Source organism: Rhizobium sp. WSM1274 (genome assembly GCF_025200775.1).
Classification (GTDB): Bacteria; Pseudomonadota; Alphaproteobacteria; order Rhizobiales; family Rhizobiaceae; genus Rhizobium; species Rhizobium leguminosarum_I.
Genome location: NZ_CP104141.1, coordinates 75,897 through 91,077 on the forward strand (window position 1 = coordinate 75,897; position 15,181 = coordinate 91,077).

Consider the following 15,181-nt stretch of genomic DNA (forward strand, 5'->3'; position numbering starts at 1 on the left):
GGGCGGCCATACGCAACGGAACGGGGGGACTGATGCAATGTGTCTGGCGCCTTGCAGCGGTTCAGGGCATCCTATGATGGTTGAATATCGTGTTTATGGCAGTTGGAGGAATGCCGATGCGCTGCTTTACCGTGCTTGGACCTTCGCAGACCGGAAAATCAACAGTGGTGGAAAAGCTCGGCTCCCTGGAGGGAGCGCCGAGAAAATCCAGGTCCCCTTATGGATTGAATCTCACAGAATTCACCTTTGGAAACGAGGCGTGGTGTGCGCTGGATGCGCCAGGACCCAACGAAGCGTTGGTGCATGCACAGCACGCGCTTCTTGCCAGCGACGCCTGCATACTGTGCGTTTCATCGGCACCCGAGGAGGCTGTGCTCGCCGCGCCCTATCTGCGGATCGTCGAAGCCTCGGGGACGCCGTGCATCCTCTTCGTCAACCGGATGGACGAACCGAGAGGGCGGCTGAGGGATGTGATCGCCGCGCTTCAAGACTACACCAACCAGACCCTTCTGCTTCGCCAGATTCCGATCCGCGAGGGGGATAGGATCATTGGCAGTTGCGATCTGATTTCGGAACGGGCGTGGCGCTACCGGGAAGGCCAGACTTCGGCGCTGATCGCAATCCCCGAAAGCACCGCCGAGCGCGAGCACGAAGCGCGCAGCGAGCTCCTGGAACACTTGTCCGAATTCGATGACTGGCTTCTCGAGGAACTGATCGAGGACCGCGAGCCGCCCAGCGACGCGCTCTATGCCATTTCATCGCGGGTTCTCAGGGAAAACAGAATTATCCCGATCTTGATCGGTGCCGCAAGTCACGGCAACGGCATGATGAGGCTGATGAAGGCGCTGCGCCACGAGGCGCCGCCGGTAGGGGTTCTTCGACAGCGCCTGGCTCGTGCGGGCAATGTCGATGAAAACAAGCTGACCGCTGTGAGCTTCCATGCCTATCATCGTCAGAATATCGGCAAGACGGTGCTGGTGCGCGCACTTAGCGAGGGACTGCGGCAAGGCGCATTACTGGGCGGCTCCAGCCTCGGCGCCGTGCAGGATCCCGCAAACGGACGGTCCAGCTCGGCGATCGTGCCTGCACCGGGGGATGTCTTCGCAACAGTCAAGTCCGACCACTTGCCCGTCCCGTCGCTGTTGACATCACACGCACCGGTCGCCTCGCCCGAATGGACCGAGCCGCCTACGCCGATGCTGGAAAGGATCCTGGTCCCGGGCAGCGAACGCGATGAAAACAAGCTCTCCGAAACGCTGGCGAAACTTTCCGAGACGGATCGCGGTCTGGAAGTCTTGCAGGAGGAAGGCACGGGCGCCCAGCTCATCCGCGCCCAGGGGCCGGTGCATCTGCGTGATCTTTGCCGAACTCTGTCCGACGTCTTCCACATCGAGGTCACCGATCGAATGCCCAGCCCGATCTACCGCGAGACAATCGCGAAGCCGTCCGAGGTTCACTACCGGCATCGCAAACAGACCGGCGGTGCCGGGCAATTCGCGGATGTGAAGCTGAGCATTCGCCCCAACGAGCGCGGCCGGGGCTTCACCTTCAGCGAAACCGTCAAGGGTGGCGTCGTTCCGCGCAACTACATCCCTGCCGTCGAAGCAGGCGCGCGCGAAGCGATGGAGAAAGGGCCGCTCGGCTTCGAGGTCATCGATGTCGGCGTAACGCTGTTCGATGGTCAGTACCATGCCGTCGACAGTTCGGAACACGCCTTCAGGACTGCGTCGAAAATGGGAGTGCGACAGGCGCTTTCCGAAGGGTCGGCCGTTTTAATGCAACCGGTCTTCCGCAGCGAAATTCACATTCCGTCGATCTATTCCGGCAGCCTCGTCCAGATCGTCTCCGCTCTCAAGGGTCAGGTTCTCGGCTTCGACCGGGATGAAACCGCTAAGGGATGGGACATTTTCCGCGCACTTATTCCGGGCGGCGCACTTGACGATCTGGCGCGGGCGCTGCGCTCGGCGACGCAGGGCATTGGTTACTTTTCCAAGACCTTCGATCACTTCGAGGAGCTATACGGCAAGGAAGCGGACGCCATCGTGAGGGCACACGAGGAACCAGGCACCGCACACTGAAACGTTCTCGCCACTTCATGCTCGTTCACAGAGCCGGGCTCACGCCCGCCCTTGCGTTTGAGCGCGTCTCGCCGACGCATAACCCCATAACTCATGCTCGGGAAGAGATCCCAATCGCCAATCCGTCGCCACGTGGATCATGTGCGCCGGTCGCCATGCCGTCCTCGTCGATAGCGATCACACCTGCCTGACCTGCAAGCGGGCTCTGCGCCTCGATCGGTGACAGTACGTGGCCTCGTGCGGCCAGTTCGGCAAGTACAGCTTCGCCGGCGTCGCTTTCCAGCTTCAGGCTGTCACGGCTGTCGGAAAAGGTTTTGCCGAGAAGAAAGCGCGGACCCGCCAGCGCGGCTGCCGGTTCCTCATCGAAGTCGATCAGCCGGGTTAGCAGCATTGCCAGCGTCTGCGGCTGGCCGTCGGCGCCTTGTGTGCCGTAGAGCAGGGCGGGCTTGCCGTTGCGCAGGCCGAGGCCGGGATTCAGAGTATAGAAAGGCCGTTTGCCGGGTGCGATGCCATTGACATGCTTAGGATCGGACGAAAAGGCGGCCCCGCGGTTCTGCCAGAGAATACCCGTATCGCCGACCACGATGCCGCTGCCCCAGTCGAAATAGGTGCTTTGCAAGACGCTGACGCTGCCGCCCTCTGCGTCGGTTGCGGCAAAGAACACGGTGTCGCCGCTGTGAAAGGGCGCCGGCCATTCGAGCGCGCGTGCCGGATCAATGGAGGCTGCCGCCTGCGCAAGATGCTGCGCGCTCAGCCATTCCTCCACCGGCTGCGGCACGACATCGGGATCGGCAATGCCGCTGCGGTCGAGGAAGGCGCGTTTGACGGCTTCGACGCAGAAATGGAGATGATCGGCGCTGCCGGCCGTATGCGCGGCAAGATCGAAATGGGCGAGAATGCCCATGATCGCCAGTGTCGACAGACCCTGTGTCGGCGGCGGCGGCGCAAGCAGCTCGAAATCGCGATACGAGAGACTGACGGGTGCCATTTCGCGCGTTCGGGTTGCCTTAAGATCGTCGCTGGTCAGCGGAGAGCCCGCGGCCTGCAGGCCCGCCGCAATCCTCGTGCCGAGTTCGCCCTCGTAGAATGAACGCGGGCCGTCACGGGCAATCAGCGAAAGCGACAGCGCCAAATTCTCCTGCCGGAACAGGCTGCCAGTTTCGGGCGCCGCGCCATCCGGCATGAAAAGTGCGCAAAAATTCGGCCAGCCGGCTGCCTCCGCCTGCCGGAAGCCAAGCCAGAAACTCTGCGAGCGCGTAACAGGAAATCCCGCTTCGGCATGACGGATCGCATCGGCAAGCAACATGGGGAAATCGATCTTTCCGCCCCAGTGCCGCGCGGAATAGTCATGCGCGTGCCGCCACGCATCGACGGCGCAGGCCGAGGTCAGCGCCGAAAGCGGTCCGCGCAGCGGAATGCTGCCGTCGAAATCCGGCAGTTCCCGCGCCGCCTGGCCGATGCCGAGAAAACATGTTTTCCGCCCGCTGCGATCGGCAACGATCCAGACGGAATCGCCGCCAAGCCCGCAGAAATGCGGGTAGACGACGGCAATGGTGCTGCCGATGGCGATCGCAGCTTCCAGCGCATTGCCGCCGGCTTGCAGGATCGCCGCACCCGCCTCGCTCGCCAGCGCATGCGGGCTTGTTATCATGCCGCCACGCCCGACTGCCTGTCTCGTGGAATCCCGTTCTGCCGGTGTCGTCACGCTCAAATCTCGCTGGGTCTATGGCCTGTAAAGCCCACGATAGGTCCGATAACCCCGATCATAAACCGCTGCATTGTCGGGATCGGGGAGGATCCTTTCACCCTGGCCGACAAAGGCCGTCACACCGGACCAATCCTCGGTCAACCCCGCACCGATCGCCGCGACCCAGGCGACACCGAGGCAGGAGCCGGGATGGCCGGTCAGACCCTGCAGTGGCTGCTGCAGCACGTCGGAAACGATCTGCATCCAGATCCGGCTCTGCGACCCCCCGTCGGAAACGATGAAACGCGTTGTCGGATGGCCGATGTCGTTCAGCACGTCGATATGATGGCGCAGCGCATAGGCGTAGGCTTCCAGCATCGCCCGCCAGAGATGGCCTATATGATGCGACAGCGTCAACCCGTCAATCAGGCCGCGCGCACCGGCATCATGGATCGGCGTCTTCTCGCCGAGGAAGTAAGGCAGGATCGTCAGCCCGTCCGCGCCGGGCGCGCATGCCGCCGCCAGCCGATCGAGATAGCGGTACACGGATATTCCCTCCGCCTTGGCCGCGATTTGCTCGCGCCCGGCGAAGGTGCTGATGAACCAGTTGAGCCCCGAGCCGCCGGTCGACATGCAGCCGTTCGGCATGTAAAGCCCCGGAACCAGGTGATAATCGAGGAACATGCGCGGGTCGGGCCGCACGACGTCCGTCGCCGTCAGGATATCGACCGCGCCCCCGAATTTCAGCAACACGTCGCCCGCCTTGTTGATCCCCGCGCCGAAGGCCGAGGCGATCATGTCGGCCGCCCCGCCGATAACAGGCGTTCCGGGTGCGAGCCCCGTGGCCTTCGCCGCCTCGTCGGTCAGATGGCCAAGCACCTCATGCGAAGCGGCCTTCCTGGGAATGGCGTCCCGCCGGACTCTGGCAAGCCCGATCAGTTCGTCGTCGAGCTTGCCGGTGTTTATATCGACGAAACCCGCTTCCAGCGCCCAATTCTGTTCGATCGCCTTTTCGCCGGTCAGTTTCCAGTTGATGAAATCATAGGACCCCATGACGGTGGCAATGCGCTCGAAAACAATAGGCTCATGCCGGGCGATCCAGCGCAGCTTCGCCGTCACCAGTTGCTGGTTGATGCCGTTTCCCGCCTTGGCGAGAAAATCCGCTTCATTCCATTCGGCCCTAAGTTCCTCGACCTGCTCACCGCAGCGCCCGTCGCTCTGCTGGATGCTCGGCCTCAGCACGTAGCCGGCGTCATCAAGCAGCACGACCGCCGGCAGCATGCCGGTCACGCCGACAGCCGAGGTTTTCCCGGCCTCGATCCCGGTCGTTGCAAGAAGTTCCCTAGTGATCTCGCAGACATTCGACCACCATTCCGCCGGGTCTTCCTCGGCCCAGCCATGCTGCGGCGAATGAAGCGTTGACGGTCGTGAGGTGAGGCCGAGCACGCGGTTCGGCAGCTCGATCAAGATGCCGATGGTGGAGGTGGTGCCGATATCGAGGCCGAGCGTGATGGACATGGCGGGTCCCTTCACCTAGCGCAGCGCATCGACGATCTCCATGAAGCGCTTGACCCGGTCGCCGTCGACCGGGTTCCAGGTATTGCCGTCCACCTTGAAATGCGTGCCGATGATGACGCCGCTGGCAACGCTCAATATGTCGCGCACATTGTCCTTGTTGACGCCGGTATTGGCAAAGACAGGGACATCCTTGACCGTCTCGCAAACGCGCCTGAGGTCCGATTGATCGACGGCCTGTCCGGTCAGTGGTCCCGACACCAGGATGGCATCGGCAAGCGATGAGAACACGGCACTCTTCGCCCTGAGTTCAATCGGTCGCTGGTCCAGCGAATGGGCAAATTCCGCGTTGATGTTGAAGAGCATCTTCATGTCGTCGCGGCCGAGGCTGTGTCGCAGCCGTGCCGCCTTGGCGCAATCCGGCTGCCAGATGCCCATGTCTGATGCAAAGACGCCGGTGAAGATCTCGCGAACGAAGCTCGCGCCCGTCACCGCACCGATCGCAACGCTTGCCGAGGGATCCCAGAGATAGTTGACGCCGAACGGCACGGTCAGTTGCGGTTTCACCCGCTCGACGATCGCGGTCATCGCCGCCAGCCCTTCCGGCGGCGCCTGGAAGACGTAAGGCCGGTCATTCTCGTTGCCGAACATGATGGCGTCGACACCACCCGCCTGCAGCTTGTCGATGTCGGAAAGCACGTCGTCGACGAGCTTGTTCACACCGCCGGCGGCGTCATAGGCGGGCGAGCCGGGCAGGGCTCCGATATGCGCCATGGCGATGACCGCCTTCTTCTTGACGCCGAAAAAATCGAAGACCATGTGAGAACTCCTGAAGCGGAATCGAGTGGACGGGCACCCGCTGGGGACGGATGCGGGAAAGGCAAATCAAAGCAGCGGCTGCTCCTCGGGCGCGATGCGCACCTCGACGCCAGCGGCGGCGAGCGCATCGGCAAGATCGGCCGGCGGCATGGCATCGGTGATCAGCATGTCGAATTGCTGCAGCGGCGCGATGTGCACCAGCGACATACGCTTGAACTTGGTGGAATCGCAAAGCACCACCGTCTGCGTCGCGCGGTGCAGATAAACCCGTTTCATGTCGGTGTCTTCGAAGGAATAGTCGTAGATTCCCTGCGCCGTAATCCCGGACACGCCGACGAAGGCGATATCGAACCAGAGTTCCTCGAATTGCGAAACGGCGGACTGGCTGCTGATCGCCATTTCCTCGCCGCGCATGCGCCCGCCGGGTAGATAGACTTCGCCGAAGCCAGTGCCGAGCTGCATGGCATTGCGTACGCTGTTGGTGAAGATCTTCGTATGCGGCTGGTTGAGCAGCAGGCCGGACAGCAGATAGGTGGTGGTGCCAACGTCGAGCGCCAGGGTTCGCGCGCCGGCAGCAACGCCTGCCGCCGCCATCGCGATCGTCCGCTTCGCGGCGGCATTGCGCGTCAGCCGGGATTCGAAGGTCGGCTCCTCGCGATCGACCGTTTCGCTGGCGATTGGCTCGAAGGCCTTGCCGCTGCGCACCGCGCCGCCATGGGTGCGCACTAGCCTGCCGTCCTTTTCGAGTTCGATCAGGTCGCGGCGGACGGTCATTTCGGAAACGGCAAGCTGGGAGGCGACATCGCTGACCGAGACCGCGCCTTTGCGGGCCAGTGTCTCCAGGATGCGCGCATGCCGCACCTGGGCCAGAACCTTCGGTTTTTCCGCTGCGGCGACCATCTGCTGTTCCGCGTCCATGATATCGTTCTCATCCTCCCGCCGTCGCAACTCGTGGCTACGATTGTCTGATTGTTGCTCCCTATGTATCGAATGACTCGAACAAATTCAAACATAAATTTTGCTTGTTGTGTATGATTTTGTTGTTATATGATCGGTGATGTTTCCAGTCGATGAGGGCGAGCATGCAATCTCCGAGCTTTCCAGAACTATCCGGCAAGCGTGCGATCGTCACCGGCGGAGCGACTGGGATAGGGCGCGCGATCGCGACCGCGCTCTCCCGCCAGTCGATCCAGGTGGCGATCTGCGACATCAACCTGGCGGCCGCCGAACAGACGGCGGCCGAGATCGGCAACGGCGCCACTGCCTATGCGATCGACGTTCGCAAGCGTGCCTCCGTCGAGGCGACCTTTTCCGAGGTGATCGAGAGGACAGGCGGTTACGAGATCCTCTGCGCCAATGCTGGTGTCTCCACGATGCAGCATGCGCTGGAACTGACCGACGAGGAGTGGGACTATAATTTCGACGTCAACATTCGCGGCATCTTCCTGACCAACCAGATTGCTGCTCGCCGTTTCACGAGCACCGGGACCGGCGTCATCGTCAACACTGCCTCGCTTGCCGCAAAGATCGGCGCCCCGTTGCTGGCTCATTATTCCGCCAGCAAGTTTGCCGTGCTCGGCTGGACGCAGGCGCTCGCCCGCGAGCTCGCGGCTTCAGGCATTCGCGTCAACGCCGTCTGCCCCGGTTTCGTCAAGACCGGCATGCAGGAACGCGAGATCGCCTGGGAAGCGAGCCTGCGCGGCGTCACGCCCGAACGCGTCGTTGCGGATTATATCGCCCAGACGCCGCTCGGCCGGCTAGAAACGGCTGACGACGTGGCCGATGTCGTCGTTTTCCTCTGCTCGAATTCGGCGCGCTTCATGACCGGGCAGGGCGTCAACGTCACCGGCGGCGTCTACACGACCTGACCCATCCAGGTTCCACGGCAGGTCCCCCGTTCGGCAAGGAAAGAGCATGGCTGAAATCGTCTTCGACCAGATCAGCAAGAGCTACGGCGATGGCTATGCGGCGATCCGCAACCTGAACATGACCATCCGCGACGGCGAATTCCTGGTGCTTGTCGGTCCCTCCGGCTGCGGCAAATCGACGGCGCTGCGTATGATCGCCGGCCTCGAGGAGATCACCGACGGCCGCCTGACGATCAACGGCGCCGTCGTCAACGATCTTGCCCCGCGCGATCGCGATATCGCCATGGTCTTCCAGTCCTACGCGCTTTACCCGCATCTGACGGTGGCCGAGAATATCGGCTTCGGCCTTCGCGTCCGCGGCCTCGACAAGGCCGACATCGCCAGCAAGGTGCAGGAGACGGCAAAGCTCCTGGAGCTCGAGGACTATCTCGCCCGCAAGCCCGCCCAACTCTCCGGCGGCCAGCGCCAGCGCGTCGCCATGGGCCGGGCGCTCGCCCGCAGCCCTCAGGCCTTCCTGATGGACGAGCCGCTTTCCAATCTCGATGCTCGCCTGCGCGGCCAGATGCGCGCCGAAATCGCCCGCATGCAGAAGATGTCGGGCATCACCACGGTCTATGTCACCCACGACCAGGTCGAAGCCATGACCATGGGCGATCGCGTCGCCGTCATGAAAAGCGGCGTCCTGCAGCAACTCGGCACGCCGCGCAGCCTCTATGATCAGCCGGCCAATCTGTTCGTCGCGAGCTTCATGGGCTCGCCGGCGATGAACCTGCTAGCGACTGATCTCTTCGCGACGGAGAACGGCCCCGAGGCTCGCTTCGGCCAGGTATCCATCGTTTTTTCGGGCGAGGTGCTCGCCGAGCGGCCGCGCATCGCCTCCGCCGCCGGGCGTGCCGTTGTGCTCGGCATCCGACCGGAAGCATTCCAACCGGTCGACGCGGGCGGTCTCACTGGAACCGTTGCCTTCGTCGAGGATCTCGGCGCCAACCTGCTCGTTCATGTCGATGTTGAGGCCGCCGACCGGCTGAAGTCGCTTTCGGCCGAAGAGGACGACGTGACGCTATCTGCCCCGCGCCTGCGCCTCATCATTGACGGCACCCGCCGCGTCAAGATCGGCGAGCGCCTGTCGCTTGCCGCCGACCCCGCCCGCGTTCACGTCTTCGATGCCGCCACCGAAGCAGCGATCCGCGCTTGAGCGCATCGTCTCTTTACAGCGCCGCGCGTCTTTTCAGACGCGCAAAGGACGCTGTAACACTTTGAATCTACGCATCGTGCTTTCCGAAAATCCATTCCGATTTTCGGGCCGATGCGCTAGTGAATGCCTTTTGTCAGGCCCTGCACGAAATAACGGTTGAGGAAGAGCACGATCAACACGATCGGGATCGTCGAAAAATGCGCCAGCGCGCCGAGCGTGCCCCAGGTGATGTCCTTCGTGCCATAGGCTGAAAGCAGCGCCACCGAGATCGGCTTGGAATCGAGCCGAGTGAGAAACATCGGATAGAGGAAGTCGTTCCAAGAAAACATCAGGCAGAACAGCGTGGAGGCGACGACGCCTGAGCGCACCGCCGGCAGCGCCACGCGCCAGAAGGAGCCGAACAGAGTGCAGCCATCTGTCAGCGCCGCCTCTTCCAGCTCTTTCGGCAGGCTGCGGAAATAGGAAAACATCATCCAGGTGACGAAGGCCGAGTTCAGCATCGCGTTGATGAGCACGACGGCGACCCAACTGCCGAGCAGCCCGATATCGCGCATCATCAAATAGAAGGGGATCAGCGCCGCCACCGCCGGCACCATGCGGATTGCCATGAAGAAATAGGCGACCGCAATGGCATAGCGGCTGGTCGAGCGTGCCAGCGCATAGCCTGCCGGCACGCCGAGAAGCAGCGACAAGATCACCGAACCGCCGGCGATCAGCAGGCTTGACGATACGAGGCTCCAGACGTCGAACAGGCGGAAGACCGTCGCGAACTGCTCGAGGGTCGGTGTAAAAGTCAGTCTTGGCGGGATCGAGAAGATGTCGCGCGACGGCTTGTAGGCGGTCGATGCCAGCCACAGGAAGGGCAGCAGGAAAAAGGCGAGCATGACAAGGATGAAGGCGCGCTCGCCGATGCGGCTCAAGGTGCGTGTGCTCATCGCCCGTTCGCCTTTCTGTCCGCCTTGCGGATCAACAGGATGAAGCCTGCCGCGATTACGGCGATGCAGATCAGTGTCAGGTTGGAGATCGCCGAGGCGCGGCCGATATTGAAGAATTCCAGACCCTGTTTCACCGCATGCAGCATCAGCGTGTTGGTCGCGTTGCCCGGCCCGCCGCCCGTCGTCACGTAAACGCTGTCGAAGATGCGGAAGGCATCGATGGTGCGCAGCGTCAGCGCCAGCAGGATCGAAGGCAGCATCAGCGGAATGACGATGATTCTCAGTCGCTGCAGCGCCGTTGCCCCATCCACTTCCGATGCCTCGAGAATATCGCCCGGCAGCGCTTTCAGGCCAGCAAGCAGGATCAGCGCCACCAACGGCGTCCATTCCCATATGTCGACGAAGATAAGGGTCGCCAGCGCCGAACTCGGATTGGCAAAAAGCCCACGCGGATCGGAAAGCCCGAACTCGGCGAGATAATAGCCGACAAGCCCGTAATCGGAGAGCAGCAGCGCCCGGAAGATCAGTCCGACCACCAGCGGCGTGATCGTCACCGGTATCAGGATCAGCGCCAGGCAGATCCGATTGAAGCGGTCATCGCGCCAGAGCGCCAGCGCAATGGCAAAGCCGAGCAGCAGTTCGACAGTCACGGCACCGACCGTGAAGATGACGGTATTGACGAAGGCCCCGCGTGTCACCGGGTCGGAGAGGAGGTCGATATAGTTGCCGAGGCCGACGAAATGCGTCCGCGCCGGCTTGAGCAGATTATATTCGTAGAGGCTGAACCAGATGCCCTGCGCCAGCGGCCAGACGCCGATGACGAGCACGTAGATGAAGGCCGGCAGCGTCATCAGGATGAAGAACAGCCGCCTGCGCTCCAGATAGGAAACGCTCAAGGCCGGGGAGGGCTTCAGCGCGGAAGTGAGGGATAGGGTCACGTCATGTCCATCAGGTTCCTGGTTCGATGCGCGCTACCGGGATCGAGCCCGGGCTCACCCGATCATGAAGCCTGAGGCGCATCGGATCAATGGTCTCGAACGGCAGGGCCGCGACATAGGCCGCGGCCCCGGGGAGGAAACCGTATTGTCCTCAGAAGAGCTTTGCAGCGGCTTCCTGAGCGGCGTCGAGCGCCTTCTTGGGATCGGCATTGCCGACGAGCACGTCGTTGACGGCGGTGCCGAGCAGGTCCTGAATCTCTGGATATTGCGGGATGCGCGGACGATATTCGCCGTCACCATGCTCGAAGGTTTCGGCGATGACAGGCAGGAAGGGGAACTTCTTCAGCAGATCGGGATCGGTCATCTCGCTCTTGCGCAGGAAGCTGCCGGCGCCCATCATGTTGAATTCCTTGTGCACCGGCGGACTGACTAGCCACTTAATGAAGGCCCAGGCGGCTTCCTTCTGCGTGTCCTTGATGCCGGCGTTGATCGCCATGCCCCAGCCGCCGATCCCATAGACCTTCGGCAGACCGGCGCCGCGGGGCGCCGTCGTGATCGCCACCTTGTCGACGATCTTGGAAATCGACGGATCATAATAGCCGGGCGCACCGACCGACCATGTCTGCATGGTCGCAGCAATGCCCTGGCGGAAGCTTTCCTCGCGTCCGCCCCAGTCATAATTAACGGCGCCGGGAGGTGCCGCTTTCATGAAGAGGTCCTTATAGACGGTCAGGCTCTTGATATTGGCTTCGGAATTCAGCGCTGGCTTGCCGTCGGAACCGAGGATCGAACCGCCCATCTCGGTATTGTACTGCATCCAGTCCTGCGCGACCGCCGGGCCCTTCTGGCCGTTGGCGACGAAGCCGTAGATCTTCTTGCTGGGGTCGGTCAGCTTGTAGGCGGCCTCGACCATTTCCTCCATCGTCGTCGGCGCCTTCAGGCCGGCGGCATCGAAGAGATCCTTGCGATAGGCAAGCACGTTGGCATAACCGGCAAAGGGAAAGGCGACCTGCTTGTCTCCCCAGTGGCCAAGCGCGTTGAGAAGCGTCGGATAGATGTCGTCGAGCTTCAGTTCGGCGGCGTCGCGCTTCATCCACTCGGTGAGATCGACGGTGTATTTGTTTTCTGCATATTGGCCCGCCCAGACGATATCCATCGTCACCAGGTCGTAGCCGCCGGTGCCGCCGACGAAATCGGTCGTGGTCTTGGTCAACAGCGAGCCGTAATCGAGAATGTCGACCTTGACGTTGGCCCCCGTCTCTTCGGTGAATTTGGGGGCGATGGCAGCCAGAACGGCGGCGAACTGGTCGTTCTGCGAGGCAAGCGTGAGCGTGATGCCCTCATATTTCTTGTCGGCGCCGATAGCGGAGCCCACAAATGCGACCGAGACGAGGCCCGCGATCGCCAATTTCCGTGTGAGACTGTTGAGCGATTTCATTTTTGCTCCCCTTTTTTGATTGGCTTGAGGCACTATACATCAAACAAAATCGCACTCAAGCGCACTTGACAAAAAAGCACAAACATTAAAAATCACAAATTAGAACATATTCGCGCATAAATGTCCATATTTTGTGCGCGTTGCATAAAAAATAGCAGGGAGTTGATCATTCCCTGCGCGTCTATACTGTCCTGTCCAACGCGGCGAGCTGCACCTTCATGAAGACCACGCCCGATGAGCGCCTGAGAGAGCTGGAATGCCGCGCCCATGATGAAATGGCGCGCATTGAGGCGCTCTGTGCCGGCTGGCCGACGCTGGGCGATGAAGACCGGGACGAGCTGCATTCCGTTGTGATCTGCGGCGCTGGCCTCTCCGGCCTGTCGATCGCCTTCGCCCTGAAGCGGCGCGGTATCAGGTCTGTTCATGTGATCGATCAGAGCGAGGAGGGCCGCGAAGGCCCCTGGATCACCTGCGCCCGCATGCAGACCCTGCGTTCGCCGAAATATCTCTCAGGCCCGGATCTCGGCATCCCGAGCCTGACGCTGCGTTCCTGGTACGAGGCGCTGAATGGCGCCGACGCCTGGGACGCGCTCGACAAGATCGGCCGCCAGGACTGGATGGCCTATCTCATCTGGTTTCGAAGGACCGTCGGCATCGACGTCGAAAACGACACGACGCTTTCCTCGATCGATCAGGCGGAAGGCGGACTCGCTCTCACGCTGTCAAATGCTGACGGCACCAGCCGCACGGTCAGCTGCCGCCGGCTGGTGATGGCAACCGGCATCGACGGCTGCGGCGGCCCGCGCATACCCGCAATGGTCAAGGCGCTACCGAAATCCGCCTGGACGCATAGCAATGAGCCGATACCGATCGATTTTCTCAAGGGCAGGGATGTCGCAATCCTTGGCGGCGGCACGTCGAGCTTTGACTGGGCGGTGGCGGCGCTGGAAACCGGCGCCCGAGAGGTGACGATGTTTGCGCGGAGCACCGATCTGCCGCGCACCGAGGTTCTTGCCTGGACAAATTTCCCCGGCTTTCTCGGCCATTTCGCCGACCTGCCGGATCTGGAGCGCTGGCGGTTCGCCCACCTCTACTTCAATTTCAAGGTGCCGCCGACCCAGGAGCAATATGAGCGAGCCCGTAGCCACCCTGGTTTCACCATGCAACTCGGTTGTGGTGTCCGTGAACTGTCGATGGACGGCGGCAAGGTCAAGCTGACGACCGCAAACGGCATTTATCATGCCGATCATCTCCTGCTCGGCACCGGTTACGAGATTAATTTCGCGCTCCGGCCCGAGCTTGCCGGCCTCGCCGACACCGCAGCGTTTTGGAAGGATTGTTTCCAACCGCCGCAGGGGGAGGAGAACGCCCTGCTTGGCGGCCATCCCTATCTCGGTCCTGGTTTCGAACTCACGCCCAGGCATGCCGAAGCCGGCTGGGTCTCGCGCATCCATATGTTCAATACCGGCGCGCTGGCGAGCCTCGGCCCGATCAGCAACGGCGTCACCGGTCTCAAATTCGGTGTGCCGCGCGTCGTCAGCGCCTTGGTGAAAGCGCTGTTCATCGAGGACTCCAACCGGTATCTTGAAGCGTTGGCCGCCTATGACGAACCGCATTTCGATCCCGGCATAGACGAGGACGTTACGACATCAAGGGAGGTTCTGGCATGAGACAGGCTGCCGCCGTTAAATTTTCGGGATTGGAGACCATCCTTTTGCGGGCCCGCGAGGATAGCGTCGAATTTCCCTATCTGCTGGCCAACCACGTTCCGATGGTGCTGATCGCGCTCGATCGCCTCGGCGCCTCGCCCGAACGGCTGGAACAATGGTACGAACAATATCGCGAGAGCCATGCACTTCCGCCCGTGCCGCCGCCGATTGCCCCGATTATCAGGGCGCAATGGGCCGAGGCGCTCGGCGATCGTACGCGCGAGGCGGATTACCGCCCCTTCTTCATCGACGAAACCCGCCGGCTCGGCATCGATGCCGTCATCCGCACCTATTTGCCCGCCATGGTGAACGGCCTTGCCGGCAGCGCCACGCATCCGCTGATGCGCCTTGCCTACGGTGTGCTCAAGAAGGACGACCAGGAGGTTGGCACTGCGCTCGGCTATTGGGCGGCCTGCTATCTGCCGCTGCCATCCGCGACCGGTGCCGCGCCCGATACGGATGATCCGGGGAGCGTGCTTGCCGATGTCGGCAATATCGAAGGCATCCGCGATTATGAGCCGGAAACCGATCTGCTCTGGCATAATATCCGCGCCGTCGCCGCACTTCCGGGCTTCCGCCCCGTTATCGACCGTCTGGCTTTCAGCGCCGATACACCGCGCCGTATGGCCGCGACCTCGCTTGCCCTCTTTGCCGGAACCATGGATTTCACCGCACTCCATTCCGTCACCGGCATGCACTGGCTGCGCCTCGTCTCTCCGCACCTCGAAAATCCCGAGCCTTTCTACCGCGCCTTCTGGCAGGTGATCGCCTCACTGGTGCCGAAGATCGGTTTTCCAGCGCTCCCCACCGCCGAAGCGCTGGAAGAAATGCGCAGACGACAGGCGCCTGCCTGGGCGGAGATCAAACGCGCCGCGGTATCCTCGGACGACGAACACGATGTCAGCCTGGTCTTTTCTGCCCTGCAGGAGGAAGAGGTGTGGAAGGATCCGCTCTATCGCGTCGTTGCGGCGCGCCGGGTCGGGCTGATTGCATAACGGA

General features: G+C 62.1%; 12 protein-coding genes. 5 read left to right on the plus strand and 7 right to left on the minus strand.

The annotated features are described in order from the left end of the window. Positions 1–116: 116 nt before the first annotated feature. On the plus strand, positions 117–2,078 hold the full coding sequence (locus tag N2600_RS32155; RefSeq protein ID WP_260299787.1) for an elongation factor G: 1,962 nt from the start codon (positions 117–119) through the stop codon (positions 2,076–2,078). A gap of 91 nt (positions 2,079–2,169) precedes the next feature. Here the strand turns inward: N2600_RS32155 and N2600_RS32160 are convergent, their stop codons facing one another. From N2600_RS32160 to N2600_RS32175, 4 genes are all read right to left on the minus strand, one after another. After that, a complete protein-coding gene (locus tag N2600_RS32160) occupies positions 2,170–3,729 on the minus strand; it encodes a gamma-glutamyltransferase family protein (protein ID WP_260299820.1) in 1,560 nt (519 codons plus the stop codon). Between the two features lie 72 nt (positions 3,730–3,801). Further along, complete coding sequence (locus N2600_RS32165; protein WP_260299788.1) at positions 3,802–5,283, minus strand: FGGY-family carbohydrate kinase; 1,482 nt, start codon at positions 5,281–5,283, stop codon at positions 3,802–3,804. A gap of 15 nt (positions 5,284–5,298) precedes the next feature. Beyond that, on the minus strand, positions 5,299–6,099 hold the full coding sequence (locus tag N2600_RS32170; RefSeq protein WP_222385011.1) for a BtpA/SgcQ family protein: 801 nt from the start codon (positions 6,097–6,099) through the stop codon (positions 5,299–5,301). 66 nt (positions 6,100–6,165) lie between these two features. After that, positions 6,166–7,017: a DeoR/GlpR family DNA-binding transcription regulator gene (locus tag N2600_RS32175; RefSeq protein WP_260112145.1), complete on the minus strand. Its 852-nt coding sequence runs from the start codon at positions 7,015–7,017 to the stop codon at positions 6,166–6,168. A gap of 164 nt (positions 7,018–7,181) precedes the next feature. On the opposite strand from N2600_RS32175, the gene N2600_RS32180 reads away from it, so the two are divergent. Together N2600_RS32180 and N2600_RS32185 are read left to right on the plus strand one after the other, a co-directional pair. Next, entirely contained in the window at positions 7,182–7,967 is a 786-nt protein-coding gene (locus tag N2600_RS32180) for an SDR family NAD(P)-dependent oxidoreductase (RefSeq protein ID WP_260112146.1), read from the plus strand. 46 nt (positions 7,968–8,013) lie between these two features. Then, the gene (locus tag N2600_RS32185; RefSeq protein ID WP_170281469.1) at positions 8,014–9,162 is read left to right on the plus strand and encodes an ABC transporter ATP-binding protein; all 1,149 of its coding nucleotides are present in this window, start codon (positions 8,014–8,016) and stop codon (positions 9,160–9,162) included. A gap of 116 nt (positions 9,163–9,278) precedes the next feature. Here the strand turns inward: N2600_RS32185 and N2600_RS32190 are convergent, their stop codons facing one another. The 3 genes from N2600_RS32190 to N2600_RS32200 all read right to left on the minus strand — a co-directional run bounded on the left by N2600_RS32190 (position 9,279) and on the right by N2600_RS32200 (position 12,473). After that, a complete protein-coding gene (locus tag N2600_RS32190; protein ID WP_260112147.1) occupies positions 9,279–10,097 on the minus strand; it encodes a carbohydrate ABC transporter permease in 819 nt (272 codons plus the stop codon). Next, a complete protein-coding gene (locus tag N2600_RS32195) occupies positions 10,094–11,035 on the minus strand; it encodes a carbohydrate ABC transporter permease (protein WP_162117523.1) in 942 nt (313 codons plus the stop codon). Before N2600_RS32195 ends, N2600_RS32190 begins: the two co-directional genes overlap by 4 nt. A gap of 151 nt (positions 11,036–11,186) precedes the next feature. Beyond that, entirely contained in the window at positions 11,187–12,473 is a 1,287-nt protein-coding gene (locus tag N2600_RS32200; protein WP_024322518.1) for an ABC transporter substrate-binding protein, read from the minus strand. A gap of 218 nt (positions 12,474–12,691) precedes the next feature. Between N2600_RS32200 and N2600_RS32205 the strand changes: the two genes are divergently transcribed. Together N2600_RS32205 and N2600_RS32210 are read left to right on the plus strand one after the other, a co-directional pair. Then, complete coding sequence (locus N2600_RS32205; protein ID WP_260112148.1) at positions 12,692–14,143, plus strand: FAD-dependent oxidoreductase; 1,452 nt, start codon at positions 12,692–12,694, stop codon at positions 14,141–14,143. Continuing rightward, positions 14,140–15,177 (plus strand): questin oxidase family protein, encoded by a 1,038-nt coding sequence (locus N2600_RS32210; RefSeq protein WP_260299789.1) that lies wholly within the window; start codon positions 14,140–14,142, stop codon positions 15,175–15,177. Before N2600_RS32205 ends, N2600_RS32210 begins: the two co-directional genes overlap by 4 nt. Positions 15,178–15,181 lie beyond the last annotated feature (4 nt).

Coding starts and splice junctions, on each gene's coding strand:
- N2600_RS32190 (WP_260112147.1), bottom strand. CDS start 10,097: ATGAGCACACGCACCTTGAGCCGCATCGGCGAGCGCGCCTTCATCCTT.
- N2600_RS32180 (WP_260112146.1), top strand. CDS start 7,182: ATGCAATCTCCGAGCTTTCCAGAACTATCCGGCAAGCGTGCGATCGTC.
- N2600_RS32165 (WP_260299788.1), bottom strand. CDS start 5,283: ATGTCCATCACGCTCGGCCTCGATATCGGCACCACCTCCACCATCGGC.
- N2600_RS32185 (WP_170281469.1), top strand. CDS start 8,014: ATGGCTGAAATCGTCTTCGACCAGATCAGCAAGAGCTACGGCGATGGC.
- N2600_RS32175 (WP_260112145.1), bottom strand. CDS start 7,017: ATGGACGCGGAACAGCAGATGGTCGCCGCAGCGGAAAAACCGAAGGTT.
- N2600_RS32210 (WP_260299789.1), top strand. CDS start 14,140: ATGAGACAGGCTGCCGCCGTTAAATTTTCGGGATTGGAGACCATCCTT.
- N2600_RS32155 (WP_260299787.1), top strand. CDS start 117: ATGCGCTGCTTTACCGTGCTTGGACCTTCGCAGACCGGAAAATCAACA.
- N2600_RS32170 (WP_222385011.1), bottom strand. CDS start 6,099: ATGGTCTTCGATTTTTTCGGCGTCAAGAAGAAGGCGGTCATCGCCATG.
- N2600_RS32205 (WP_260112148.1), top strand. CDS start 12,692: ATGAAGACCACGCCCGATGAGCGCCTGAGAGAGCTGGAATGCCGCGCC.
- N2600_RS32160 (WP_260299820.1), bottom strand. CDS start 3,729: ATGATAACAAGCCCGCATGCGCTGGCGAGCGAGGCGGGTGCGGCGATC.
- N2600_RS32200 (WP_024322518.1), bottom strand. CDS start 12,473: ATGAAATCGCTCAACAGTCTCACACGGAAATTGGCGATCGCGGGCCTC.